Raw genomic sequence first — 24,132 nt, 5'->3', positions numbered from 1 at the left:
CTAATACAATGACACTACTCTTTCGTAGCCAAAAGATTAAATACATAATAGCGATTCCCAAAAGACGTATGTTTGGCAAAAAATCCCATTGCAGATAGTCTTAGACTTAATTGCCGTGCAGATATATCCCTCAAAGCAGCCGAATTGAATTTACGCATTATCTGAAATATTTCGGCAGTTGTCAGCCAAATACCTTTTTCCGTATCAAGAGGACGACGGAAGCAGCAATGAAACACATCCTCCAATAAAGACTGACGATAATATGCCTTGTTGTATTTCTGCAAAGCTTTTTCTTCTTCCTTGTTTAAATGTTCCGGTGCATTGGACTCCAATTCTTCTTTTAGCTGTGCGTATATCTGTTTATGCTCCAATGGCTCTTCCGATATCGGTTTCAAGACTTCTACACAAAGGAAACGGCGGCTTCCCGTAGGATCGGTTAGAACCTGATAAACATTTGTTGTTGCAATAAAAGAAGCGAGACGGGGCTCGTTCACCCATCCCAATCGCTTGCCATGAAAAACGGATACATTCACCATTTGGAGAAGATTTTTTAATGTAGCCTGTTGGCTCTCTTTTATTTTATCAAATTCGTCCAAATTAATCAAGCCGTTCTTTACCAGTTTTTTCTCCGGGGAACTGCCTGTCGCCAGATTCAAATTATCCAGAAAATAACATCGCAGTGAATCCGGCATTAATAAACGGCAGAAGGTACTTTTGCTCAATCCCTGCTTTCCACTTATTAATACAGGTGTAAGTACATTGGCATGCAAACGTTCTTCCCCACTCCATTGCGAAAGCATCGCCCGCAACCAACAACGCCCTCCTTTCAGCCAAAGTTCATTATCCGAAACCCTTAATAATAAAGGGGTCACCCGGTCTACTCCATCCCAAGGCGGCAACTCCTTTACATAAAGATGAAAAGGATTATAAGACTCAACTTTGTTTGACAGGACAAAGGTAGGCACATCCCCTCTCCAACAAGGAATTCCATCCAAACGGGCGTCCACAATAATACCATTCATTTCGCGTTCATTAATGGGGCGAAAAACATTCTTTTCACTTATCCCTCTGTACTCCGTTGCACCTGTCAGGCTATTATAGCGAAATACAAAATTATTATCCAAATACTCCTTTAATTGTAAGGTCAACGACTTGTTCCATTTATTATTAGGCTTAGGATTTTTTTCCGGTTTATTCTCCGTAACCGCTTGTTCTGCCTTCTCCGGTATTGCAGATTCCGCAGCTACCGGTTTCTGCAACTGTTTCTGTACAAATAACTGTTTTATTGTCTCTACCATTTCTCTAATCATTGTCTTCATATTCGTCATTCTTTTAATTATTATGAAATTTGAGACACAAAAGTATAATACTAAAGACCGGATTTGCAAATAAGTAGCTTCATTCTTTTTAATAAAATGAACTAACAGAAATAAACCGTTGAAGTATTGTTTTTGATTAGAATAATTAGTAATTTTGACGCATCATATTAGTTGTAGCACCAATTGTGCGATAGCTGTCGCACATAATGAGCAACAGTTGTTGCACAATATGTGAGTTAGCTGTTGCACATAATGTGAGCCAATCAATAGATAGGCACAAAAAAATAAAACAACTGCGTAAATCTGCTAATTGATGCGCACAAAACAACTAAAGCAATGAATGCACTTTATGATTTCTTCCTGACTCCTCAACCCAAAGACTCCAATAAAACGAGATATCACGCCCGACTGGTCGTACGGGATACCATTACACTAGAGGATATTGCCGAAAGGATTGAATCCAGAAGTAGTTTAAGACAAAGCGACGTAATAGGCTCTTTTATAGAGTTCGCAGATGTTTTCAAACAAGAATTATCCAATGGTAACAGCATTCATATTCCCGGGGTCGGTTCATTCCGTATCAAGGCTGAATCTCCTGAAGTACGTTCTCCAAAAGAGATGCGTGCCGAAAACGTCCATTGCAGTGGAATCGTCTTCACACCGGAGAAAGACTTGCTTCGTGAATTAAAAGCTACCACTTTTGAGAAAGTGAGCGAGCCCCGGCGTTCACAAGAATTAAGCGATATAGAAATTGATGGAAAACTGGCAGAGTTTTTTAGAGACAACTCTTACATCACTACACAACAGCTTTGCTCTATCTGTGGGTTACGGAAGGCAACTGCGCTTCGCAGATTACAGAAACGGGTGGATGAAGGGAAATTATCCCATCCGGGGTATCTTCGTTCTCCTTTTTATTTTCCTGTGCCGGGATGGTTTGGAATATCCAGAAATATAGTTGATGCAAAATAAGCTATTGATTTACTGAAAGATATGCATATAAAGTAAAAAAATATGAGTTCTAACAAATTCTCCTATCAAGGACAAATTGAAACAATTCTTCATTATCTAAATTCCATGATACAAAAGAATTGGACAGGTAAAACGGCGGATGAGTTCAACCGTTTGTTATCCATACCTGAATTAGCTAAAATAGCATGTATGTCTGTTCGTAACCTTCAGTTGATGTTTAAAGCTTATACAAGCGAATCATTACATCAATATATCATTCGCACACGCATGGAATATGCCCAGCAGTTACTCAAAGACAATAATATGAGTATAACTGAAATATATGAATATATTGGATTTGCCAACCAACCAGCGTTTAATAATACACTTCAAAAAAAATACAATCTTACTCCTCGAGAATTACAAAAGAAATTATTGGAAACAGCACATGTTTATCCTTCACCTATCCCTCCTTGCCGTATAGTGGAATCCGAAACAATACCTGTCTTATTTTTATCTTATATCGGTGATTATGAAACCTGCAATACGGCTACTTTTGAAACAGAAACTTGGGATTACCTATATAAATATGCAGAAGAAAACTCTTTATTACCAGATAAGGAAGATTATTGGGGCATAGCTTATGACGATACAGGTATTACCTCATCAGAAAAATGCCGTTTTTATGCTTGCATGACTATTCAAAAAGAAACAGGATTCAATCCTTCTCTTACCAGTCAAATAAAGTATATGGAGCTGCCACAAAGCACATATGCAGTCTATACCCATCAAGGAGATTACGTATTGTTAGATGCTTTTTATGAAACAATATTGAAACAATTACCACAATCTTACCGCTTAGGAGAAACTCCTGTTTTAGAACATTACTTGAATTCCCCTACTGACACAGATACGAAAGGACTTCTTACTGAAATCTGGATTCCAATCGTTCGCTAATTCATATAAGGGTGACATATATTTATCACCCTTATATAAAATTAATAGCTATAATACCTCATATATACTTTTTATCAAAGACTTAGGACAATACCCTAGAATGTCAATAGATCTCTTTTCAGCTTCTTTTTTTGATAAGTTTTCATTAACAATATAGTTCCTGAACACATTTTCCTTTTCCTTGTATGCATAAGACGAGAGCAGTAATCCCACTATTGTCCGCAATTGCAAATCTTTGAAATCATCACTTTGTTTTCTACCTAGGCCAAAGCGTGTCGAATGTAAGATAATTGATTTATTTTCCCTATCACGACAATCTTCAACAGCTTCTTTTAAAACAAAATCATTTTCCAAAGTTTTATAATCTACATTCTTATCTTCAATAATAAATTTTAAAACATTATTCGGGCCAAATTTAGTTGTACCATCATCAAACTTTGCGCTTCTTATCAGAATACCATAATATGTATCAACATCATCAGACAAACAAATATCAACGCCTCCTCTTGTTCCACCTTTAATTTTTGAATCCTCCGTTTTACCTGTACGATGGACATAAAATCTTCCATAATTATTTTTTTGCAGTTCATTTCCATGCACAGACTCATCATTAAACTTTGAATCTTTAAAATAAGCTTCTACTTCAATTGGATAAATCCGTAGCCCGTTACTCAACTCAAACATATAATTTGTAACTATCAATTTATTAATCGTTTGAAGTTGTTTCTCTATTTCCTTAAAGTCACTACATTGCCTTAATATTGCAATTTCTTTTTTTAAAGTATCCATGATTATTATAAGGTTAATGTTTCTTTGGGTAAAGATAATCTTTTTAGTGTAAATTTATGTCGAACATATTGACTTTTTGTTTCACGCTTAGATGATATTAAATAATCAACGACATTTTGAGTTTATGAATTATCTTGTTTGTAGTGACAGCCATCACTTATTCATCAAATTCAAGCAACCACTCTAAGCCAGATATATATTTACTCATAGTCCAAGACAAACAATTCAATGCACCTCCCCATTTCTCTACAATCGAAGCGATATTTACCTGATAGATTTGACCTTCATAAGAAGGATGCAATTCTTTTATCTGTTCTAATGCTTCTCTGTCTGTCGGTAGTCCAAGTCCGGGAACAATGATTACGTCACGTGTCTGAAGCATGTTTATATATGCCCAACTATTATGATGATACTCACTAAGTTTTAAATCTACAACCACAAAAAATTTACTCAATCTACGTCTCATCTCTCGTGCTATTTTCAGGGGATAGGCATTCAGATTAACCAAAACCTTGCCATCACCAACATTATGAATAATCCCATCTGTATGACCACAGACATCAGATTTGTCCCATGGCAGAAATACAATCTCCGCCCCATAAAAATTCTTTTTTAATATTGCGAGCACTTCTTTCCGATCAATCAGAGAATTTTCCTGAAATACCTTTTCTGTCATAATAATAATTGGTCTCCAATCTTTCATATATGGTTCTTTTACTTCACACACAACCACGTTTCCACCATCAATTATAAGTGGAGATTGCGTAATATTCATTCTTTCCCTCATAGCCTTCAATACAGGATTAATATTAGTTTTATACTGTGGTTTGTCTGCTAAATAATCGGGTTCATAACGGAATTGAATATAAGTTTTATACCCCCATTGTATTGGCATATAGTCTCGACACCAATAATCTTTAGTGTGCATCAATGTACCATGTGCTACATGATGACGAGAAAGAATATCGGATAAATCTCCATAAATTTCAGGATAGTGCCTTGCGAAAAGGTTTGAAAAATAAACGGTATCTTTATGCTGCTCTGTTATCATAATCTTTCAATAATGTGACTTTTCAAATTTTACAATGCAAAGATAAGCGCATTGTCAGACTATGCATTTACTCAAAAATGCAAAACTGTTGGTTATTGCATCAATCATGCAAAATAAGCTATTGATTTACTGAAAGATATGCATATAAATGATTATGACACCATACCATTGGCATGATGTCATAATCTTGATAGAATCCTGCCGTCACACTGAAATCCTGACGACACGATGAAATTACACTAACCTAATTTACTTGTTTTTCTTCCAAAGTTTGCTCATATCTTCCAGTGTCTTGCCTTTCGTTTCGGGTACCCAACGCCATACGAAGATAGCAGCCGCTACACAGATAATTCCGTAAAGGCTATATGCGAACATCGGACTGAAATCGTACAATGCCGGGAAAGTGGAAGATATAATATAATTGAATATCCATTGGAAAGCTACGGCGATGGCAACTGCCTTGCCGCGGATTGTATTCGGGAAGATTTCTGAAATCAGTACCCAGCAAATCGGCCCCCATGACATCATGAAGAATGCGGCATATACGATAACTGAAAGTACCGGGAAGATTCCCTTTATAGCCATGCTATCACACATTGCCACTGCAAATGCCCCTACTGCCATACCAATAGAACCGATAATCAATAACGGTTTACGTCCGAAACGGTCTACGGTGAAGATTGCAACCAGTGTGAAGATAATGTTTACAATACCCATAATAACAGTCTGCATCATACCGCCACCTTCTGCACCTGCATTTTCAAAAATACGCGGAGCATAGTAAAGCACCGCATTGATGCCGATAGCCTGTTGGAATACGGAAAGAAGAATACCGATAACAATTACTGCCACTCCATAAGTAAAAAGTTTCTCTGTCTTTTCGTGAGCAGTAGCTTTAATATCATTAAGGATTTCCTGCGCTTTTGTCTTACCGTTGATTTTTTCCAGAATGGAGTAAGCTTTTTCATCTTGTTGTACCAATACCAGATAACGGGGAGTTTTCGGCACAAAGAATAGTAACAGACCGAAGAAAGCGGCAGGGAAAGCCTCAGAGCCGAACATATAACGCCAGCCTTCAAATACAGTCCACATATCAGATTCGGAGCTAACTGATAAAACTCCGGCAGCATCTTTCAGGATAACAGGATTCTGGTGGTCGCCCATAATCAGGTAATTCACAAAATACACCACCAACATACCAAAGATAATGGCAAACTGGTTGCACGAAACAAGTGTTCCACGGATGTTGGAAGGGGCTATTTCCGCGATATACATCGGACAAACGGCAGATGCCAGTCCGACGCCGATACCACCTAAGACACGATAAAGATTAAATGTAATCAGCAAGTCCATATTCGGTTTTCCGTATTCGAAAAACAGGAATTCCGGATAGTAAGAACCTAATGCTGAAAGGAAAAAAAGTACGGCGGCAAGTCTCAACGAATTACGGCGTCCCAAGCGGGAAGCGAATATACCGGAGAGAGCACCACCAAGCACGCAGCCTATCAATGCACTGGATGAAGTAATTCCATGCATTACTTTATTATATTGGAAATCAGAGGCTGAAAGGAAAAAAGCTTCCAAGCCTTTTTCTGCGCCGGAGATAACTGCCGTGTCGTAACCGAAAAGCAGTCCGCCCAGGATAGCAACGGATGTGATGGAATACAAATAAAGTTTGCTTCCTTCGTTCGTTGTATTGTTCATAGTTTCTATAAGTTGGATAAAGTAGTGTGTAGTAGTTGGATTAGATATAAAAAGAAGGCGATAAAGCAGCAGTTCACCACTGCCCTATCGTCTTAGTATTAGATTTTAATTAGCAATACATATTCAGGATTGCTTCATAAAGTTCTTGTTTGCCACTAGTCTGCTTCGGTTCACCGTTTGCTTTAGCATAAGCAACTACGTCTTCCAAAGTCAGCTTGCCATCTTCAAATTCCTTACCTTTACCACCGTCAAATGAAGCGTAACGGTCAGACAACATTTTCTTGTACGGAGACTCGTTCAACAAAGCTGCTGCACTTTCCAATGCGCGAGCCATAGCGTCCATACCTGCAATGTGAGCGATGAAGATATCTTCCAGGTCAGTAGAGTTACGACGAGTCTTAGCATCGAAGTTTGTTCCACCATTACCCAAACCACCGTTGCGGATAATCTGCATCATTGCTTGAGTCAATTCGTAGTTGTCAATCGGGAACTGGTCTGTATCCCATCCGTTCTGATAGTCACCACGGTTAGCGTCGATAGAACCTAACATACCGTTGTCTACCGCTACTGCCAATTCGTGTTCGAAAGTATGACCTGCCAAAGTAGCGTGGTTCACTTCGATATTTACTTTAAAGTCTTTATCCAAACCATGAGCTTTCAGGAAGCCGATTACAGTTTCCGTATCTACATCATACTGATGTTTAGTCGGTTCCATCGGTTTCGGTTCAATCAGGAAAGTACCTTTGAAGCCACGAGCACGGGCATAGTCGCGAGCGATAGTCAACATCTGTGCCAAGTGTTCTTTTTCACGTTTCTGGTCTGTGTTCAGAAGAGACATATAACCTTCACGTCCACCCCAGAATACATAATTCTGACCACCAAGTTCGATAGTTGCGTCAATCGCATTCTTAATCTGAATAGCAGCACGGGCTACAACATCAAAATCAGGATTAGTAGCAGCACCATTCATATAACGGGCATGACCGAATACATTTGCAGTACCCCACAACAGTTTGATTCCTGTTTCAGCTTGTTTCTGTTTTGCGTAAGCTACGATTGCTTTCAAGTTTGCTTCGTATTCTTCGACGCTAGCACCTTCAGATACCAAGTCTACGTCATGGAAACAGTAGTATTCGATACCAATTTTCTGCATGAATTCAAAACCTGCGTCCATTTTATCTTTTGCAGCCTGAACAGCATCTACATTACCATTCCAAGGGAATTGTTTTGTTCCGCCACCGAATTGGTCACCGCCTTCTGCACACAATGTATGCCACCATGCCATGGCGAATCTCAACCAATCTTTCATCTTCTTACCGTTGATTACCTTTTCAGCATCATAGTAACGGAATGCCATCGGGTTCTTACTATCTTTACCTTCGAACTTAATCTTTTCAATTCCCGGGAAAAATTCTTTTGTTGCCATAATTCTTTTATTTTTAAATGGTTATTATTTATATATCATTAGTTATTTATCTGAAGAGAGAACCGGAGCGGGCACCTTGTCGGTCATAGATTTTTCTAAACGATGCTTCCATTTAGCATATGCGTCCGCATATTCCTGACGTTTAGCTACATTAGGTTCAATCACATCCAACTTGTCGAGGGTAGCAAATGCTTCATTATTATCTTTGTAGATACCTGCACCGATGCCCGCACCTTTCGCTGCACCTACCGAACCGTCCGTATCATAAAGCTCGATAGTGGCTCCCGTTACTCCTGCCAACGTATCACGGAATATCGAACTTAAGAACATATTGGCGTGTCCGGCATGAATCATCTTCACAGGGATACCCATCTGTTCCATAATATCAATACCATACTTGAAAGAGAACACGATACCTTCCTGGGCAGCACGAATGATATGGTGCTTGCCATGTGCATTGAAGTCCAGTCCGCGAATACTGCAACCGATTTCCTTATTGTTCAGCATACGTTCGGCGCCATTGCCGAATGGAAGGATACTGATTCCCGCACTGCCGATAGGAGCTTTAGAGGCCAGCACATTCATTTCATTATACGATATTCCTTCAGGAGCAATGTTACGCTTTACCCATGAATTAAGAATACCTGTTCCATTAATACAAAGTAATACACCCAAACGAGTCTGGTCGATTGTATGATTGACGTGTGCAAAAGTGTTGACACGTGATTGAGGATCATAGTTCACTTCACCGTTTACTCCATAAACCACTCCTGATGTTCCTGCCGTAGAAGCTATCTCGCCCGGATTGAATACATTCAGAGAAAGGGCATTATTAGGCTGGTCACCGGCACGGTATGTGATTGGAGTTCCTTCTTTCAGTCCCAGTTCTTTGGCTGTCGCAGCATTGACACGTCCCTGCTCTGCAAAAGTCGGTTTGATATCCGCAATCAAAGAAGAATCAGATCCGTAGTAGTCCATTAAGAAATCAGCTACCCGGTTGTTCTTGAAATCCCAAAACATTCCTTCCGAAAGGCCGGAAACTGTTGTACAGATTTCTCCGCTTAGTTTCATGGCGATATAATCACCCGGAAGCATTATCTTGTAAATCTGCTCATAGATGGCAGGTTCATTAACTTTAATCCATGCCAGTTTGGAAGCAGTAAAATTACCCGGAGAGTTCAACAGATGGGAAAGACATTTCTCCTCTCCTATTGTCTCAAATGCTTTTTGTCCGTAAGGCACGGCACGAGAGTCACACCAAATAATAGCAGGACGCAATACATGCTGATTCTTGTCAACACACACCAGCCCATGCATTTGATAAGAAATACCGATAGCTTTAATTTCGGCAGCACTGACACCCGATTCAGTCATAATAGCCTGCGTAGCCAACTTCAAGTTTTCCCACCAACTTTCCGGGTCTTGTTCAGCCCATCCGGGATTTACTGCGATAATATTCGCTTCTGTTTTCGGGAAAAATGCCGATGATACACATTTGCCTGTCTCAGCATTTACCAAACTCGCTTTTACAGACGAGCTACCTATGTCATAACCTAATAGAAACATGATGATATTTACGATTTAACGATTTACTAGTTACTATTTAATACTTAACGCATAATACTTAATATCTGATACTTAATACTTGAATTAAGCTTACCGCCTTACCTTATTATATATCTTCTTATCGAATTTATAATAACGAGCGGCACGGTGAGCCACTCCCTGTTGTTTTTCCTCCAAAGGAACCACATATTCCATCATGGCTATCTTCTTATGGAAATTGCGTACATCCACAGGCTTATCATATACCAACTCAAAAAGAGTTCTTAATTGTGCAGCCGTAAATTTACGAGGAAGCAATTCGAATAGCATAGAAGGATTGAATTCCACAAACTGCCGAATATAAGTCATTGCCTCCCGGATAATTAAATCATGGTCGAAAGCTAAAGTCTTGGCATCTTTCAAGGCAATCCAGCAAGCCAGATGCTCATCCAGGTTCTTATCCAGTGCACGGTCTATCTTTACCATTGACAGATAAGCGATAGTCACAATACGTTCCACCCTCGACTGCATGGCACGTTCCAGCCAACGTACGTCTTTGGGATTACTGGTCCTGTTTTTAGAACCGAATGCTTTGAACTGCATCAGGTTCACATTTTTAAGTCCTGTCAATTCAAATAATACGCGTTGTGCAGCTTCATCCAAATCTTCATCCATATATATAAGACTTCCGGGAAGTTTCATATCGTGATATACCTCACCGTTTTCTTCACCTGCACGTTTTACAAGTAATACTTTCAGTTGTTCTCCGTCAAAACCAATCACTACACAGTCTACTGATATGTGATTGTTGGCCAAAGGGGTATTTTTCTGTATATTCTGCATATATATTTCTTTAAGACGATGCAAATATAGAGGGGAAATACCATCAAAACAAGTTTATCAAATATGCTATAAAACATTGTTTTTCACATAAATACATATCATACATACTACAATATGTACGGAGGGTGTTATCTTATGATTTACAATATGTATTTTAGTCATTTTCGGGATGAGTAATTGTATAAAGTACAAAAACCAGATTTACGCTTTATTATCAGCACTTTTCATACAGATTCCAGTTAGCTGCAACAAGGGTACTTATTGTACTTTAAACGATATGCTATTTTGTACCTTATCGTTTTTTATCCTATCTTTGCCGGTAAATATTAAAAAAACTAAAATGGAACATCCTCCAGTCATTTTATCCATTGCCGGCTCCGATTGTTCGGGTGGCGCAGGTATTCAGGCAGATATAAAAACAATCTCGGCTTTAGGCGGATATGCAGCATCAGCCATCACCGCAGTTACCGTACAAAACACACTGGGAGTACGTGCCGTGCAAGCTATGTCTCCTGAAATTGTACGCGGACAAATAGAGGCTGTGATGGAAGACCTTCAGCCTGTTGCTATAAAGATAGGCATGGTGAATGATATTCAGATTGTTCATGTCATTGCCGATTGCCTGCGAAAGTATGCGCCGGAATACGTGGTATATGACCCGGTTATGGTATCTACCAGCGGACGAAAACTGATGACGGATGAAGCCATAGAAGAAATAAAAAGAGAGTTATTGCCGCTCGTTACCTTACTCACTCCCAATATTGATGAAGCAACTGTGCTCACGGGCAAAAGCATCCATAACATCCGGGAGATGCAGGAAGCAGCTAAAATATTGACAGATAATTTCCATACCGGCATTTTAATAAAAGGCGGGCACCTGGAAGGCGACGCAATGTTCGACCTTCTTCACACTGCCGAATCCATATATCATATATATGAAGAAAAAAAGATAGAAAGCAATAATCTGCACGGAACAGGTTGCACCCTCTCCTCTGCTATTGCCACCAACCTGGCAAAAGGCTATCCCATGCGGGAAGCCATCCAACATGCCAAAGCCTATATCACCCAGGCAATCATTGCAGGCAAGGATTTGCACATCGGTCATGGCAACGGACCGTTATGGCATTTTCCTGACTCCATTGCACAAATGTGTACATTTTGTGCGGTCATATCATAAAAATCCGTAACTTTGCACCCGCAATTAAAAATCAATTAAATAATAAAAATATGAAAGCATTTGTATTTCCCGGGCAAGGCGCTCAATTCGTAGGAATGGGTAAAGACCTGTATGAAAACTCAGCTTTAGCAAAAGAATTGTTTGAAAAAGCAAATGATATCCTTGGATATCGCATTACAGATATCATGTTCAACGGTACAGACGAAGACCTGCGTCAGACAAAGGTTACTCAACCTGCCGTATTCCTTCATTCTGTTATCTCTGCTCTTTGCATGGGAGACGACTTCAAACCGGAAATGACTGCGGGACACTCCCTCGGCGAATTCTCTGCATTGGTAGCTGCCGGTGCTTTGAGCTTCGAAGATGGTTTGAAATTGGTTTACGCACGTGCAATGGCTATGCAGAAGGCTTGCGAAGCAACTCCTTCTACCATGGCTGCCATTATCGCTTTGGCGGATGAAAAAGTAGAAGAAATCTGTGCGTCTGTAAATGCAGAAGGTGAAGTTTGTGTACCTGCCAACTACAACTGTCCGGGACAAATCGTTATCTCCGGCTCTATACCAGGTATCGAGAAAGCTTGTGAACTGATGAAAGCTGCCGGAGCAAAACGCGCTCTTCCGTTGAAAGTGGGTGGTGCTTTCCACTCTCCGTTAATGGATCCTGCTAAAGTAGAACTGGAAGCTGCTATCAAGGCAACAGAAATTCATGCTCCCAAATGTCCGGTATATCAGAATGTAGATGCCCTCCCTCATACTGATCCTGCCGAAATTAAGAAAAACCTGGTTGCTCAGTTGACTGCTTCTGTACGTTGGACTCAATCAGTGAAGAATATGATTGCTGACGGCGCTACTGATTTCACAGAATGTGGCCCGGGTGCAGTACTTCAGGGATTGATTAAAAAGATAGACGGTTCTGTTAGTGCTCATGGCATTGCATAAACGTCAGTAAAATACACTATTCATTAGTTTACAGCGTGTTGGCAGGATTGTCAACACGCTTTTTTTATTCTCAATCTTCATACCAAAAGGATACTAACATGTTCTAAAACATTCAAGCAGAATTCTTTTCAGTAAACTTTCCGTATCTTGCTTCTGTTTTATTAGTAGGAATCATTTACTCAAATTTGTGAGCCATGAAAACACATGAATATCAAGCGAAAGAGATTTTCTCCAAGTATGGAATACCTGTTGAGAGGCACACGCTATGCCGTACAGCCGCGGGTGTTGTAGCCGCGTTTCGGACTATCGGGACGGACAGAGTCGTTATTAAAGCGCAAGTATTGACGGGTGGCCGGGGAAAAGCCGGTGGAGTCAAAGTGGTAGATAACATGGAAGATGCCTATCAGGAAGCAAAAAATATTCTTGGGATGAGCATAAAAGGGCTCCCCGTCAATCAGGTACTGGTGAGTGAAGCCATTGATATTGCAGCCGAATATTATGTCGGCTTTACTATCGACCGGAATACACGTTCCGTTGTTCTTATGCTGAGCGCATCCGGTGGAATGGACATTGAAGAAGTAGCCCGGCGAACTCCGGAGAAAATCATCCGGTATTCAATAGATCCGTTTATCGGCCTTCCTGATTATTTAGCACGGCGTTTCGCCTTCTCCCTTTTTCCACAGATGGAACAGGCAGGCAGAATGGCCGTTATCCTTCAGGAACTTTATAAAGTATTTATAGAAAACGATGCATCATTGGTGGAAGTCAATCCGTTGGCACTCACCGCAAAGGGTACGCTGATAGCTATTGATGCCAAGATTGTTTTTGACGATAATGCTCTTTACCGCCATCCGGGCATACAAGCATTATTTGACCCGACGGAAGAAGAAAAGGTTGAAGCAAATGCGAAAGATAAAGGATTCAGTTATGTTCATATGGACGGCAATATCGGCTGCATGGTGAATGGCGCCGGACTTGCCATGGCTACAATGGATATGATTAAACTGCACGGTGGAAATCCGGCCAACTTTCTGGATATCGGTGGCAGTTCCAACCCACTTAAAGTAGTGGAAGCCATGAAGCTCCTATTGCAGGACGAAAAAGTCAAAGTGGTTCTGATTAATATTTTCGGCGGAATCACCCGCTGTGATGATGTGGCATTGGGACTTATCCAGGCATTCGACATGATAAAGAGCGATATACCTGTCATCGTCCGGCTTACAGGCACTAATGAGAATATCGGACGGGAGCTGCTGCGGAATCATAGCCGTTTTCAGATAGCCACGACCATGAAAGAAGCAGCGTTGATGGCTTTGAAGTCATAATACATAACGAATCACTTTAAAAGTAAAACAATTATGAGCATATTAATAGATAAATCCACTCGCTTGATTGTACAAGGAATCACAGGCAGAGACGGACTTTTCCACGCCAAAAAGATGAAAGAATACGGAACCAATGTAGTTGGCGGGACTTCTCCGGGCAAAGGTGGAACGGACGTAGACGGTATTCCGGTATTCAACACCATGTATGAAGCTGTCGAACAGACACAGGCTAATACTTCCATCATCTTCGTTCCGGCACGTTTTGCGGCGGATGCTATCATGGAAGCGGCAGATGCAGGTATTCAGTTGATTGTCTGCATCGCAGAAGGGATTCCTACACTGGATGTGATTAAAGCGCACCGGTTTGTTGAAGAGAAAGGCGCCATGTTGATTGGGCCAAACTGTCCGGGACTTATTTCTCCGGGAAAAAGTATGGTTGGCATCCTGCCGGGACAAGTATTCAAGGAAGGAAAGGTTGGAGTTATCAGCCGCAGCGGAACACTCACATATGAAATAGTATATCACTTGACCGCCAATGGCATGGGACAATCCACCGCTATCGGCATCGGTGGTGATCCTGTCGTAGGACTGCATTTCCTCCAATTACTGGAGATGTTTCAGAACGATCCGGAAACAGAAGCTATCGTCCTGATTGGAGAGATCGGTGGAAACGCGGAAGAACAGGCTGCCGAGTATATTCGTCAGAATGTCAGCAAACCTGTTGTGGCATTTATTTCCGGGCAGTCCGCTCCTCCGGGAAAACAGATGGGACATGCGGGAGCCATTATATCAGGAAGTTCCGGTTCGGCAGAAGAGAAGGTCAAAGCACTGGAAGCTGCCGGTATCCGGGTAGCGAAAGAACCTTCGGATATACCAGAATTACTGAAAAGATAGCAAGAAAGCATTCATTTATCCAGCAGTTTATTTAGTCACATATTCTGCCGAACCATTTCTTTCTTTCGTTTGTTTTTATTTCATAACTTAAAAATTAGAACAATATGGGCAGACGTAGGCAATTGGAGCATGAAGTATCCCTGGCACAGGAAAGAATAAAGAAAGCGGCTAAGGATACGCCAAAGAATATCCTGAAGTTATGGGAACAAGAACTGGTAGACCTGGAACTGGAACTCAATAACCTGGTGGATGATGAAGAAGATAATAATGAGGACTAGCTGGAACAGAAAAAGGGCGTGTCAGTTTATCCTGACACGCCCTTCTTTATTATCGGCTGTATATCCAGTCTTAGTTTCTTGGCAAAGCTTCTTTTACTACCATTGAACGACCTACATATTCAGCACCATTCAATTGTTTGATAGCATTGTTAGCTTCTGTATCATCCGGCATTTCGATAAACGCAAAACCTTTTGATCTTCTAGTTTCACGGTCTGTGATTAACTTTACTGAAGCAACTGTTCCATACTCTTCCATTACATTTCTCAAGTCTGATTCCTTAACGTTATAGCTAAGATTTCCAATGTACAAATTCATAAAATACAAATATAAAAAATTAATAATTCAACAAGAAAGTTTTGGGAAGATCTAAATTAGAGATGGATATGCTCAAATAAATGAGAAGATTCACGTAAAATAATCAAATCGCAATAAACCTCTTTATTGTTGTTGGGCACAAAGGAAAGCATTATTTAGATATATTGCACTATATTCTCCCATTTTTCTTTTTGCAAAACATCTTTTTTATGAAAATAGCCCAATACTTAACGTTCATATCCCCTATTATCAGGGATTTTCCAGGCTAATCACCGAAGTGCTATTCTTTCGGCAGATTTTTCATCACAAACTCGTCGAAAAAGAGTTTCTTGTAACTTCCGCCTATGCCTATCTCATAGGACTTGATAAAAATATCATTCGTATCGAAAGAGTCAATACAGGAGATATTGACAATATAGGATTTATTTACCCGGAGAAATTGCTTGTCGGGCAGTTGTTCATGGATATTCTTTAAATTCATCTTAGTTATCACCCGTTGATCTTCCAACTGAAGAATCGAATAATCTTTCAATCCCTCGATGAAAAGAATATCACTGAAGTTTATCTTGAAATAGCGTCGTTCAGACTTGATGAAGATGTATTCTTCCTGAATCTCCTCTACCCTTTCAGGGGTTTCCGACAACAGCAGTTTATGATATGCGACGGCTTTGTTGACTGCTTTTAAGAAACGATTCATTTCTATGGGCTTGACTAAGTAATCAATAGCGCTCACATCGTAACTGTCAAGTGCGTACTCCGCATAGGCTGTTGTAAAGATAACCAATGTGTCCTTAGAAATGCTTTGCGCAAATTCCAGTCCGGTAACTCCCGGCATCTGAATATCGAGAAAGACTAAATCGACCGTATGTTCGTTCATAAAAACGGATGCAGCGATGGCATTATTAAAGCTGCCTATCAATACCAGTTGGGGAATCTGCTCCACCAATGATTTCATTCCTTTGCGAGCTACCGGCTCGTCATCGACAATAATACAATTCATAGGTTCAAATGTAAGTTGACATTATAAGTGGTTTCCTTATCTTCTATTTGCAGCACATACTTCGGGCCATAAAGCAAATCCAGTCTGCGCCGTATATTGACTAATCCGATTCCGCCTTCTTTCTTTACCGCCGGAACAGGCGGTTTGGAGTTTTCGCAGCGAAATAGCAATTCATTATCACGTACCGTAAAATAAAGATGTACATAGGACAGATTATTGCTGTCCGGGTTATGTTTCACTGCATTCTCTACAAAAGGGATAAAGAGTAATGGCGGAACGCAAACCTCGTCGAGTTCACCTTCCGTTGTTACCTGATATTCAAAATGATCCCGCCGCACTTTTTCCAGTTCGAGATAATCGACAAGAAATTGAATATCTGCCTTTAAGAACACTTCTTTCCGAGCACTGTCATTGAACTGGTATCGTAGCAAATCATCTAGCTTTTCTAATATTTGCGACGCTTCCACTGCATCTTCTTTCACTAGAATATTAGCATTATTCAGCATATTGAAAAGAAAGTGGGGATTAATCTGATTCTTTAATTGTTGCAATTCCGTCTGTTTGGTAGCTTTCTCCAGTTCCATTATTTTTCTGCCGGAGACTATCCAGCGTCGGAAAAGCTCGAAACTGGTACATCCACTCGCTATCAACATTAAGGTGAGAATGGAATGCATAAAGCTTAAAAAAGAAAAAGACCGCCCATCCTGCAAGCTGAATTCATGAATCCCGTAGTGCTGATGGAGAGGATACAAGAACGCAAGCCCCAACAATACGCTCAAAAGAATTATCACAAAAAACAGAATCCAATAATGGATAAGTTGATGTCTATTCAGAAAGCGGGGAACCAACCAATAAATACTTAAATAAATGGGGAGAGCAAACACTAGTGTGCTTGCGACAAATGCATACAAGAATCCATCTCTATTAAAATTTCCATTGATATTCTGAAAACCGAGAAAGAGTATCAAAAACAATAATAGCAGATGTCCCAAAAGCCTGAATCGATTATCGGCCAGGCTCTTCCCCCAATTATATATATTCCAAGTATCTTTCATAATTTAATTTTTAAATCAGTGACACACTGCGATTGGTTATCACAACGGTTCTCCAATAGATAATCCCCTTTCGAATATAACAGTTTCAACCGATGCTGAAGTTTGGTAAAAGCAGGAAGTGACTTTCGCGATGTGCTTTCTTTTATAGAATAAGTGCAAGCAAAAAGTAGCATATCTTTATCCGTCTTCAACTCAAACGCAATATCTTTTCCTAAATCCAGGCTTTCCTGAATTGCATATTCTATAATGGGCACAAATAATAAAGGCGGAATTTGTATATAAGCCACCTTACTTTCCATTCGGATTTCATAGGTGAAGGCAGGATTACATATTTTCTCCAGTTCCAGATAATCAGTCATAAAACGCATATCGTCACCTAATAGCACTTTCTTATGTGTACTTTCATACAACTGATAGCGGAGCAAACGGCTCAGTTTAAAAATCAGTGCTGATGCCCTGTCGGCATCTTCCAGGGAGAGGTCACGGGCTTTATTCAACATTTTGGAAAGAAAATCAGGTTGCAGTTGTTCTTTCAAATGATTCAGTTCGGTTTGAAGCCCACTGTTTTCCAATTCATTCAGGCGCTGATGATAAGAAACCCAACGGCGCAAGAAGAGAGTGAAGGAAAATGCGAAAAAGTAAAGGATAAGGGCAAGAGCATTCAGGAACAGGGAGAAGAAGAAATCTGAATTGAATGTTCTGATATTATCGGGTACTGTATAATACTGCCCCATGATATAGGTAGCTATGAAAAGCGCCAACAGCATGCATAGGACAAGGGAAATGGTAAAACTAATATATGCTTTGTATCGTCCTTGAAAGAGATATTTAGGAATCAGCCAATAAGTATGCAGGTTAATTATTCCCCAAAGTATAAGCGAAAGTATCAAGTTGACACCTGTCACCGGATTCAGTCCCAGACTGTTATCTTCGACAAAGGTGCCTCTGAATACCAAAAAGGCAACTATAAGAAATAGGCCTGTCTGTTTCAGTAATCTATATAAGGGTATCTTAACTGACATCTGGCGATAAAGTTACTACTTTTTTAGAACTTATATTTCATTCCCATCGAAACATATGCTGCCGGTTTGAAATAAGGGTCTGCATCTTTGGACATATCTTTGAAAAAGGCTTTTAAAGTGCGGGTGGTGTAATAAGCAATCCGGCTACATGAAACACCGGCAGTAGCGGTCACGGAAAAAGAATTTCCAAAATTCACTTCCGGCTGCAAGCCTGCAATAATGAATTGCTGGGAAAACACGACATCCTTCCCTTCTCTTTCCAATAATGCCAGTGAACCGTTCATTTCCGCAACCACTTTCAGGTTCAGGTATTTATTCATTCTCATTCCTGCCGAAACTTCCATTGCATTCAGCATGGATACTTTTATCTGATAACGCCCTTCCGTACTCCAATCGAAATAGATTGCCGGAAATAGCATCGGATAGCCAAAGGTATTATTGATAGCCAATCCCGCCCCTAAAAACAAGTTCGGCTTAAACTGGCGGATAAAGACTGCTCCCCCTTGTCCAAGAATATTTTTCAGTTTCACATCGGAAGTTGTATAGACTCCTGCACCAATCGTAGTCAGTAACAGCCATCTCTTACTAATCGGACGGATATTGGTCACATTCAACTGCATGTTTATTATTTGATCTACATCTATGTAGGATTGGAGATTTTTATTGTTCATAGATGTATAGCCTGCTCCGGCCGAAATCATCCAAACCGTAGGCTGATTTCTCTCATTCATTTTCTGCGAGACAGGGATATTGATGCCACCTTCCACAAATCGCATATCTCCTTTCCCACCCGTTTTCTGCCCATCCTCATCCTTATATTGCGAAGAAGATATATACCCTGTCTTAATCGTTATCTGTGCCTGCATATTTTCAGATAGTAATAAAAGCAAGGCGAACATACTTAATAAAATAGACTTCATTCTTTTATCTGTTTTTGAATTTGAATGAAGCAAAAATAGAGCTTTACCAATCTGTATCAGGAATTTGTAGACCAAACACGGTTTTCAATATACGAAACGAAGAATTTGTGACTCCATTTCTTGTTATCTGCTTTTTTATTCTAACTTTGCTCTATCAAATAAACACAAGAAGAATGGTTGCGGAGATGGGAAATCAAAGATTTATCAGAAGAGTAGTTCTCATAACAGTCTTTTCAGTAAGTGTCGGGCTTATTATTGCCGGTAGCTGTGGACTTATTATTACGCATAATTCAGTAAACGATTCTGTAATTCCTGCAATCGAACATAAAAGATTCTTATATATTATTCTAATCGTCATTGGTATCCTTTTTCTAATTACAGATTTGTTTGTTTTACCTAAAATCTTCAGAAAATGGTTCGTATCCAAGAAATAAAGCAAAAAAGACTACCTTCCCAAAGCAAGATAGTCTTTTATTTATATTCCATTTTTTAATTATCCACAATGGAAATACTTATGTACCAAATCCAACATTTCTTGTGACTTTCCTTCCAAATCAGCACGCAGCGTCTTATCTTCATAACTGCGAAGTCTGCGGATAATACCGTCAATCATTGCCGGACTAAATACATTATATTGTTCAAAGATTGCTCTTTGCTGTTGCAGGCAGTCGGCAGAAGCTTCGCAGCTATCCGGCAATTGTGCCAATACTTTCAGTTTATCTTCATTCTCCTTTTGATGGATATTCACGTTCACATATGTTTCCCGGGCAATATCCAATGCATTTCCTATTTCAAAACCATGACGGCAGGCAACAGCCAAACCAGCCAACAGTTGATATAAATCTGCCGAACCATCCGGCGAACGCATTTCCACAGTCTGCTTCTGACTGGTGTCGAAATGGCTTTCAGCTTCTAATGGATTTGCTAATGTACACATATCCGTCTTGGCAGCCCAGCCCAGGGGAACACGCACTAATACGGAACGGTTGCGGTCTCCCCAGCAAACATTGGTAGGTGCTTCCTGGTGAGGGACAAGGCGGAAGTAAGAAGTAGGATTCGTATTTCCAAAGGCAGTAATCGAAGGAGCAAGTACCATCATTCCGGCAATTGCCTTACGGGCTGTTTCAGACAAAACACCGTCCTGCAGCATTTGATTCTTTCCGTCCTTCATAATACGCATATGAACATGCAAGCCCGAACCTGCTTTACCTGCTGTAATTTTAGGGGCGAACGTCACATTATATCCATATTTATATCCCAAATTACGGATTACCCATTTGGCTATCATTAGTTGGTCTGCTGCCTGTGACACGGGAACAGGCAAGAATTCTATTTCATTCTGTTCGTAGATATAACCGTCCAAGGTAAAATTACCAACTTCAGAGTGTCCGTACTTTATTTGTCCGCCCGTCTGTGCGATATAAGACATACATTGGGTACGGAACTCATTGAATTTGGCATAAGGGCCTGATTCATGATAACCGCGTTGGTCGGTTGCCTGGAACATGCCGGTATCCGGTGCTATTACATAATATTCCAGTTCGCCCATAGCTTGAAATTCCATTCCGGTAACTTCCGTAAAGGTTTTGCTTGCTTTGTAAAGAGTATGTTCCGGTGCACTTTCGAGCGGTTCTCCGTCCTTATTGAAGAAAGAGCAAAGCATGGACAGAGTCGGAATCTCCGCAAAGGGGTCAACAAATGCAGTACAGAAACGGGGAATTACATAAAGGTCACTACTTCCTGCTTCTATAAAAGAGAAAAGACTGGAACCGTCTACCCGTTCTCCACAAGTGAGAATAGCTTCCAGGTAAGCCTGGTTATTGATAACAAAGTTCAAAGTTTTCAGACGGCCGTCTCCCGCAGGGTACATAAAATTAACCATGCGGATATCTTTTTGTTGGATAAATGAGATAATGTCAGCTTTGGTAAATTCAGAAGTCGGCTTCTGAAGGAATGCTACCAATTGGTTGGCATTCATTGATAAATCTTGATTCATAATCGGTTGTTTTTCGTTGTTGTATGATTAAAAACGGTTTGTTGAACGCCAAAGATAAGGAAAAGATAGAAAAACAAATAAAAATAGGTAAGATTATTTCCTTACTATATTTCGTTTATGTCTATTCTACTACTTAAAACGCTTCAGATCTTTCTTTTCAAAAATCCATTCAGGAGTGTATAGTTTCCCTGTATCGGTCTCCGCCAACTCATACCAGGGAGAAAGACTGCGATTGGTTGGATTGACGAGGATATGAATCTGTTGGGCAGGCATATAACTTTGTGCCAGGAGAAATACTTTCTTCTTGGTAGCCGGATGAATAGCAACATCCATAACAATAACGGCATGACCGGGTGAACCACCTTTAATAAATACATCACCGGGTTGTAGGGAAGTATAGGGTACAGTTGGGAGCTCCCGGGATAAAGAAGCCGTTCCTGCATACATGAAAACAATATCCAGATAGCTACGAAAAGTCTGATAAGAATAATCTTTCCCTTTACCCGAAGCGTACCATTGAACATGATTACCACTAACTTTTATTCGGTTGCCCTCCGCCCATTTTTTGTATTCCGCAGTAAATCCACTAGTAAAATTGAACTTTATGTCTTCATACCTTTTATTTTTCCATAGATATTCTGCCCGCAGACGTATCACCGCATCAGCGCATTGCTGCAAATCACGATTACCTATCTCCATATTCACAACCGCAAATGCAGCTGCCTGATTCCCTTTTTCTCTTCCATTGTATAGTAACACTTTGCTGCCTTTAGGCAATAAAGGCAAATTACGCAAATAAGCTGTAAACGAATTGTCGGGGCAAACCTCCCTGGCATAACCCGACGGAGGAGCAATTCTATCCGTTATCTTTTCCTGTCCCTGTGAGTGCAGGACAGTAATAAACATCCCTGCACACATTAGCAAATACTTTATTTTCATATCCTTTTATTTCTTCCATTCATCCAGTTTGCAAAGCGGATTCTGCTGGAATTCCTCCCAGTCTTTTCTCAATTGTTCTTCACAGGCCATAATCTGCTGATGATGCTCATTCGTATTCGTTGGATCTTTCTTGATATCTTCTATATATTCAAGCAGATTCCAACATATTGTATATTGCCCGGCAGCAATCAACGCGTCCGGCATACCTGTTTCCTTTTCCTGCTGTGTAAACCAAAGTGTGGTACCCATGCTTGCCGCTTTTTGGGAATTCTGTTGTATAGCATCACCCGGTCGCAAATATTCGGGAAGTTGTCCATATTTCAATTTGGAAATCCAGGATTCACCGGGACGAAGCTCATAGACTCCATTCATCATTGTGCGGTTATACCAAGTATCATCCTGATAAACGCTACGATATCCCATGCGACGCAAATGTTTCATAAACACAGAAGAAACCAGCAGCAATACCGAGCTTAACCGATTGGCAGCCAATGTTGCAATATCCTTGAAGCGTAAGTTCAGTACAGAGGGAATACTATCCTGTATAACAGTCGTTTTGGCAATACGAATCAGCTTCTTTTTCAAGACAGTATAAGTGATAAAAATCCCAACCAAAAGTACCCAAAGAGCCGTTAGAAAACCGGATAAGAAAGAAAACGAAGTAAAGATATAGGAAGCGGCAACAATTCCGGTCGACACAATTCCGGCAATCCATAAACGTCCTGATAGTTTCTTCAGACTTAAATTCCCAATAGACTTGGGCAAACAGAAAGCGGAAGGAGCATATGCATTCATGTAAGGACTGGCTACATCGGAGATAATCACCAGGTCCAGACATTTCCCGTCAGTGCTGCCCGCGCATCTTGCCATCCGTTCTTCAGCCAAAATGATAGGTTCAATTCCCTGATTGTCAACTACTCCTCCATCCATAATACCAAAGGGTTCTATTTTAGAAATGTAGTTCTTCACTTCTTCCGAATCCCCCAGCACGAAATCTTTCGGAAAAACTAACGGCTCAAAACCGCTGGGGAAACAAGATGAACACGCCAGTATTTCAGACAAACGAATATGCCTGGCTACTTCGCGGGGAATACGAATTTTATTATTACCTACAATTCCATAACCGGATGTAGTGCCGGGCTTCGTACCTGTGTTCTCAGTAGCCTGGAAACGAAAAGCAAGCCCGTTGGTAAAGTCCGTCGCATTGGCCGCAAAATGCCTGATATGAATATCATTTATTTTATCCATCAAATCGCCTAATACCGCTCCTTTGAACAATTCCGTATTATAAATATCTGCCATTGTACGAATCAGAGAAGCACATTGTTCTTCTCCGTATTCTGACAAATTATCCATAGCGACAGTAGCTAAATCTATTTGAGTGAAGAAGTGATATAAATCACTGAATATTTCATTGACAGGCTCGCCACGAGTCAGCCCAAGCATATAGCGCAATCCTGTTATTGTTCCTCCTGATATAGTCGACAAAGCAACAACATTTTCTAATAAGGTAGACTCTCCTGTTTTTATTGTATGAAGATATGACAAGGCACCCAAATGAAAAGTGGCAGCACGATAACCTCCTCCTGAAAAGGTCAGTGCTATCTTGAGTTTATTTCCCATAATGTATATTTTAAGTTGTGTGAGACAAATATAAGTAATTATTATTTAAAACGAAGACGAATGTCTG

22 protein-coding genes are annotated in these 24,132 nt (G+C 40.3%); 7 read left to right on the top strand and 15 right to left on the bottom strand.

Going from position 1 to position 24,132, the window contains the following annotated elements; translation table 11 throughout:
- Positions 1 to 14: 14 nt before the first annotated feature.
- Positions 15 to 1,319 (bottom strand): VapE domain-containing protein, encoded by a 1,305-nt coding sequence (locus HC965_RS08880; RefSeq protein ID WP_191031155.1) that lies wholly within the window; start codon positions 1,317 to 1,319, stop codon positions 15 to 17.
- Positions 1,320 to 1,655: 336 nt separating this feature from the next.
- Between HC965_RS08880 and HC965_RS08875 the strand changes: the two genes are divergently transcribed.
- Positions 1,656 to 2,288, top strand: coding sequence for an HU family DNA-binding protein (locus HC965_RS08875; RefSeq protein ID WP_191031154.1), 633 nt, complete (start codon positions 1,656 to 1,658; stop codon positions 2,286 to 2,288).
- A 42-nt stretch (positions 2,289 to 2,330) separates the two neighbouring features.
- Positions 2,331 to 3,224, top strand: a complete 894-nt coding sequence (locus tag HC965_RS08870) for a GyrI-like domain-containing protein (RefSeq protein WP_191031153.1) — start codon at positions 2,331 to 2,333, stop codon at positions 3,222 to 3,224.
- Between the two features lie 48 nt (positions 3,225 to 3,272).
- Here HC965_RS08870 and HC965_RS08865 read toward each other — a convergent pair whose 3' ends face one another.
- From HC965_RS08865 to HC965_RS08840, 6 genes are all read right to left on the bottom strand, one after another.
- Positions 3,273 to 4,013, bottom strand: coding sequence for a hypothetical protein (locus tag HC965_RS08865; RefSeq protein WP_191031152.1), 741 nt, complete (start codon positions 4,011 to 4,013; stop codon positions 3,273 to 3,275).
- Positions 4,014 to 4,170: 157 nt separating this feature from the next.
- Complete coding sequence (locus tag HC965_RS08860; protein ID WP_191031151.1) at positions 4,171 to 5,064, bottom strand: agmatine deiminase family protein; 894 nt, start codon at positions 5,062 to 5,064, stop codon at positions 4,171 to 4,173.
- Between the two features lie 249 nt (positions 5,065 to 5,313).
- Entirely contained in the window at positions 5,314 to 6,768 is a 1,455-nt protein-coding gene (gene xylE, locus HC965_RS08855) for a D-xylose transporter XylE (protein WP_191031150.1), read from the bottom strand.
- A 109-nt stretch (positions 6,769 to 6,877) separates the two neighbouring features.
- Entirely contained in the window at positions 6,878 to 8,194 is a 1,317-nt protein-coding gene (xylA, locus tag HC965_RS08850; protein ID WP_191031149.1) for a xylose isomerase, read from the bottom strand.
- A gap of 42 nt (positions 8,195 to 8,236) precedes the next feature.
- Positions 8,237 to 9,760 carry a xylulokinase gene (locus HC965_RS08845; RefSeq protein WP_191031148.1) on the bottom strand — a complete coding sequence of 508 codons (1,524 nt, stop codon included), beginning with the start codon at positions 9,758 to 9,760 and terminating at the stop codon, positions 8,237 to 8,239.
- Positions 9,761 to 9,850: 90 nt separating this feature from the next.
- On the bottom strand, positions 9,851 to 10,582 hold the full coding sequence (locus HC965_RS08840) for an NUDIX domain-containing protein (protein WP_191031147.1): 732 nt from the start codon (positions 10,580 to 10,582) through the stop codon (positions 9,851 to 9,853).
- Positions 10,583 to 10,922: 340 nt separating this feature from the next.
- Between HC965_RS08840 and thiD the strand changes: the two genes are divergently transcribed.
- The 5 genes from thiD to HC965_RS08815 all read left to right on the top strand — a co-directional run bounded on the left by thiD (position 10,923) and on the right by HC965_RS08815 (position 15,194).
- Complete coding sequence (gene thiD, locus HC965_RS08835; protein ID WP_191031146.1) at positions 10,923 to 11,759, top strand: bifunctional hydroxymethylpyrimidine kinase/phosphomethylpyrimidine kinase; 837 nt, start codon at positions 10,923 to 10,925, stop codon at positions 11,757 to 11,759.
- Between the two features lie 50 nt (positions 11,760 to 11,809).
- Entirely contained in the window at positions 11,810 to 12,697 is an 888-nt protein-coding gene (gene fabD, locus HC965_RS08830) for an ACP S-malonyltransferase (RefSeq protein ID WP_191031145.1), read from the top strand.
- A gap of 194 nt (positions 12,698 to 12,891) precedes the next feature.
- Positions 12,892 to 14,022, top strand: a complete 1,131-nt coding sequence (sucC, locus tag HC965_RS08825) for an ADP-forming succinate--CoA ligase subunit beta (protein ID WP_191031144.1) — start codon at positions 12,892 to 12,894, stop codon at positions 14,020 to 14,022.
- 33 nt (positions 14,023 to 14,055) lie between these two features.
- Entirely contained in the window at positions 14,056 to 14,916 is an 861-nt protein-coding gene (sucD, locus tag HC965_RS08820) for a succinate--CoA ligase subunit alpha (RefSeq protein WP_191031143.1), read from the top strand.
- A gap of 104 nt (positions 14,917 to 15,020) precedes the next feature.
- Entirely contained in the window at positions 15,021 to 15,194 is a 174-nt protein-coding gene (locus tag HC965_RS08815) for a hypothetical protein (RefSeq protein WP_162842109.1), read from the top strand.
- Positions 15,195 to 15,264: 70 nt separating this feature from the next.
- Here the strand turns inward: HC965_RS08815 and HC965_RS08810 are convergent, their stop codons facing one another.
- The 8 genes from HC965_RS08810 to HC965_RS08775 form a co-directional block, all read right to left on the bottom strand.
- Positions 15,265 to 15,510, bottom strand: a complete 246-nt coding sequence (locus tag HC965_RS08810; protein WP_007755457.1) for an RNA-binding protein — start codon at positions 15,508 to 15,510, stop codon at positions 15,265 to 15,267.
- 280 nt (positions 15,511 to 15,790) lie between these two features.
- Positions 15,791 to 16,510 carry a LytTR family DNA-binding domain-containing protein gene (locus tag HC965_RS08805; protein WP_191031142.1) on the bottom strand — a complete coding sequence of 240 codons (720 nt, stop codon included), beginning with the start codon at positions 16,508 to 16,510 and terminating at the stop codon, positions 15,791 to 15,793.
- Positions 16,507 to 17,565, bottom strand: a complete 1,059-nt coding sequence (locus HC965_RS08800) for a sensor histidine kinase (protein WP_191031141.1) — start codon at positions 17,563 to 17,565, stop codon at positions 16,507 to 16,509. Before HC965_RS08800 ends, HC965_RS08805 begins: the two co-directional genes overlap by 4 nt.
- Positions 17,562 to 18,521, bottom strand: a complete 960-nt coding sequence (locus HC965_RS08795; protein ID WP_223854783.1) for a sensor histidine kinase — start codon at positions 18,519 to 18,521, stop codon at positions 17,562 to 17,564. Before HC965_RS08795 ends, HC965_RS08800 begins: the two co-directional genes overlap by 4 nt.
- Positions 18,522 to 18,610: 89 nt before the next feature.
- Positions 18,611 to 19,507 carry a DUF6268 family outer membrane beta-barrel protein gene (locus HC965_RS08790; RefSeq protein WP_191031139.1) on the bottom strand — a complete coding sequence of 299 codons (897 nt, stop codon included), beginning with the start codon at positions 19,505 to 19,507 and terminating at the stop codon, positions 18,611 to 18,613.
- A gap of 493 nt (positions 19,508 to 20,000) precedes the next feature.
- On the bottom strand, positions 20,001 to 21,503 hold the full coding sequence (locus HC965_RS08785; protein WP_191031138.1) for a glutamine synthetase family protein: 1,503 nt from the start codon (positions 21,501 to 21,503) through the stop codon (positions 20,001 to 20,003).
- A gap of 129 nt (positions 21,504 to 21,632) precedes the next feature.
- Positions 21,633 to 22,436, bottom strand: coding sequence for a DUF4846 domain-containing protein (locus HC965_RS08780; protein WP_191031410.1), 804 nt, complete (start codon positions 22,434 to 22,436; stop codon positions 21,633 to 21,635).
- 12 nt (positions 22,437 to 22,448) lie between these two features.
- Positions 22,449 to 24,065 carry a patatin-like phospholipase family protein gene (locus HC965_RS08775; protein ID WP_191031137.1) on the bottom strand — a complete coding sequence of 539 codons (1,617 nt, stop codon included), beginning with the start codon at positions 24,063 to 24,065 and terminating at the stop codon, positions 22,449 to 22,451.
- Positions 24,066 to 24,132: the final 67 nt, after the last annotated feature.

Source organism: Bacteroides sp. GM023 (assembly GCF_014750685.1).
Taxonomy (GTDB): Bacteria; Bacteroidota; Bacteroidia; order Bacteroidales; family Bacteroidaceae; genus Bacteroides.
The sequence above is the reverse complement of the archived record's forward strand: the minus strand, read 5'-3'. Positions and strand labels throughout refer to the sequence as shown.

What these genes read in the sequence shown, in the direction of transcription:
- HC965_RS08880 (WP_191031155.1), bottom strand. Translation starts at nt 1,319, where the DNA reads ATGAAGACAATGATTAGAGAAATGGTAGAGACAATAAAACAGTTATTT.
- HC965_RS08875 (WP_191031154.1), top strand. Translation starts at nt 1,656, where the DNA reads ATGAATGCACTTTATGATTTCTTCCTGACTCCTCAACCCAAAGACTCC.
- HC965_RS08870 (WP_191031153.1), top strand. Translation starts at nt 2,331, where the DNA reads ATGAGTTCTAACAAATTCTCCTATCAAGGACAAATTGAAACAATTCTT.
- HC965_RS08865 (WP_191031152.1), bottom strand. Translation starts at nt 4,013, where the DNA reads ATGGATACTTTAAAAAAAGAAATTGCAATATTAAGGCAATGTAGTGAC.
- HC965_RS08860 (WP_191031151.1), bottom strand. Translation starts at nt 5,064, where the DNA reads ATGATAACAGAGCAGCATAAAGATACCGTTTATTTTTCAAACCTTTTC.
- xylE (WP_191031150.1), bottom strand. Translation starts at nt 6,768, where the DNA reads ATGAACAATACAACGAACGAAGGAAGCAAACTTTATTTGTATTCCATC.
- xylA (WP_191031149.1), bottom strand. Translation starts at nt 8,194, where the DNA reads ATGGCAACAAAAGAATTTTTCCCGGGAATTGAAAAGATTAAGTTCGAA.
- HC965_RS08845 (WP_191031148.1), bottom strand. Translation starts at nt 9,760, where the DNA reads ATGTTTCTATTAGGTTATGACATAGGTAGCTCGTCTGTAAAAGCGAGT.
- HC965_RS08840 (WP_191031147.1), bottom strand. Translation starts at nt 10,582, where the DNA reads ATGCAGAATATACAGAAAAATACCCCTTTGGCCAACAATCACATATCA.
- thiD (WP_191031146.1), top strand. Translation starts at nt 10,923, where the DNA reads ATGGAACATCCTCCAGTCATTTTATCCATTGCCGGCTCCGATTGTTCG.
- fabD (WP_191031145.1), top strand. Translation starts at nt 11,810, where the DNA reads ATGAAAGCATTTGTATTTCCCGGGCAAGGCGCTCAATTCGTAGGAATG.
- sucC (WP_191031144.1), top strand. Translation starts at nt 12,892, where the DNA reads ATGAAAACACATGAATATCAAGCGAAAGAGATTTTCTCCAAGTATGGA.
- sucD (WP_191031143.1), top strand. Translation starts at nt 14,056, where the DNA reads ATGAGCATATTAATAGATAAATCCACTCGCTTGATTGTACAAGGAATC.
- HC965_RS08815 (WP_162842109.1), top strand. Translation starts at nt 15,021, where the DNA reads ATGGGCAGACGTAGGCAATTGGAGCATGAAGTATCCCTGGCACAGGAA.
- HC965_RS08810 (WP_007755457.1), bottom strand. Translation starts at nt 15,510, where the DNA reads ATGAATTTGTACATTGGAAATCTTAGCTATAACGTTAAGGAATCAGAC.
- HC965_RS08805 (WP_191031142.1), bottom strand. Translation starts at nt 16,510, where the DNA reads ATGAATTGTATTATTGTCGATGACGAGCCGGTAGCTCGCAAAGGAATG.
- HC965_RS08800 (WP_191031141.1), bottom strand. Translation starts at nt 17,565, where the DNA reads ATGAAAGATACTTGGAATATATATAATTGGGGGAAGAGCCTGGCCGAT.
- HC965_RS08790 (WP_191031139.1), bottom strand. Translation starts at nt 19,507, where the DNA reads ATGAAGTCTATTTTATTAAGTATGTTCGCCTTGCTTTTATTACTATCT.
- HC965_RS08785 (WP_191031138.1), bottom strand. Translation starts at nt 21,503, where the DNA reads ATGAATCAAGATTTATCAATGAATGCCAACCAATTGGTAGCATTCCTT.
- HC965_RS08775 (WP_191031137.1), bottom strand. Translation starts at nt 24,065, where the DNA reads ATGGGAAATAAACTCAAGATAGCACTGACCTTTTCAGGAGGAGGTTAT.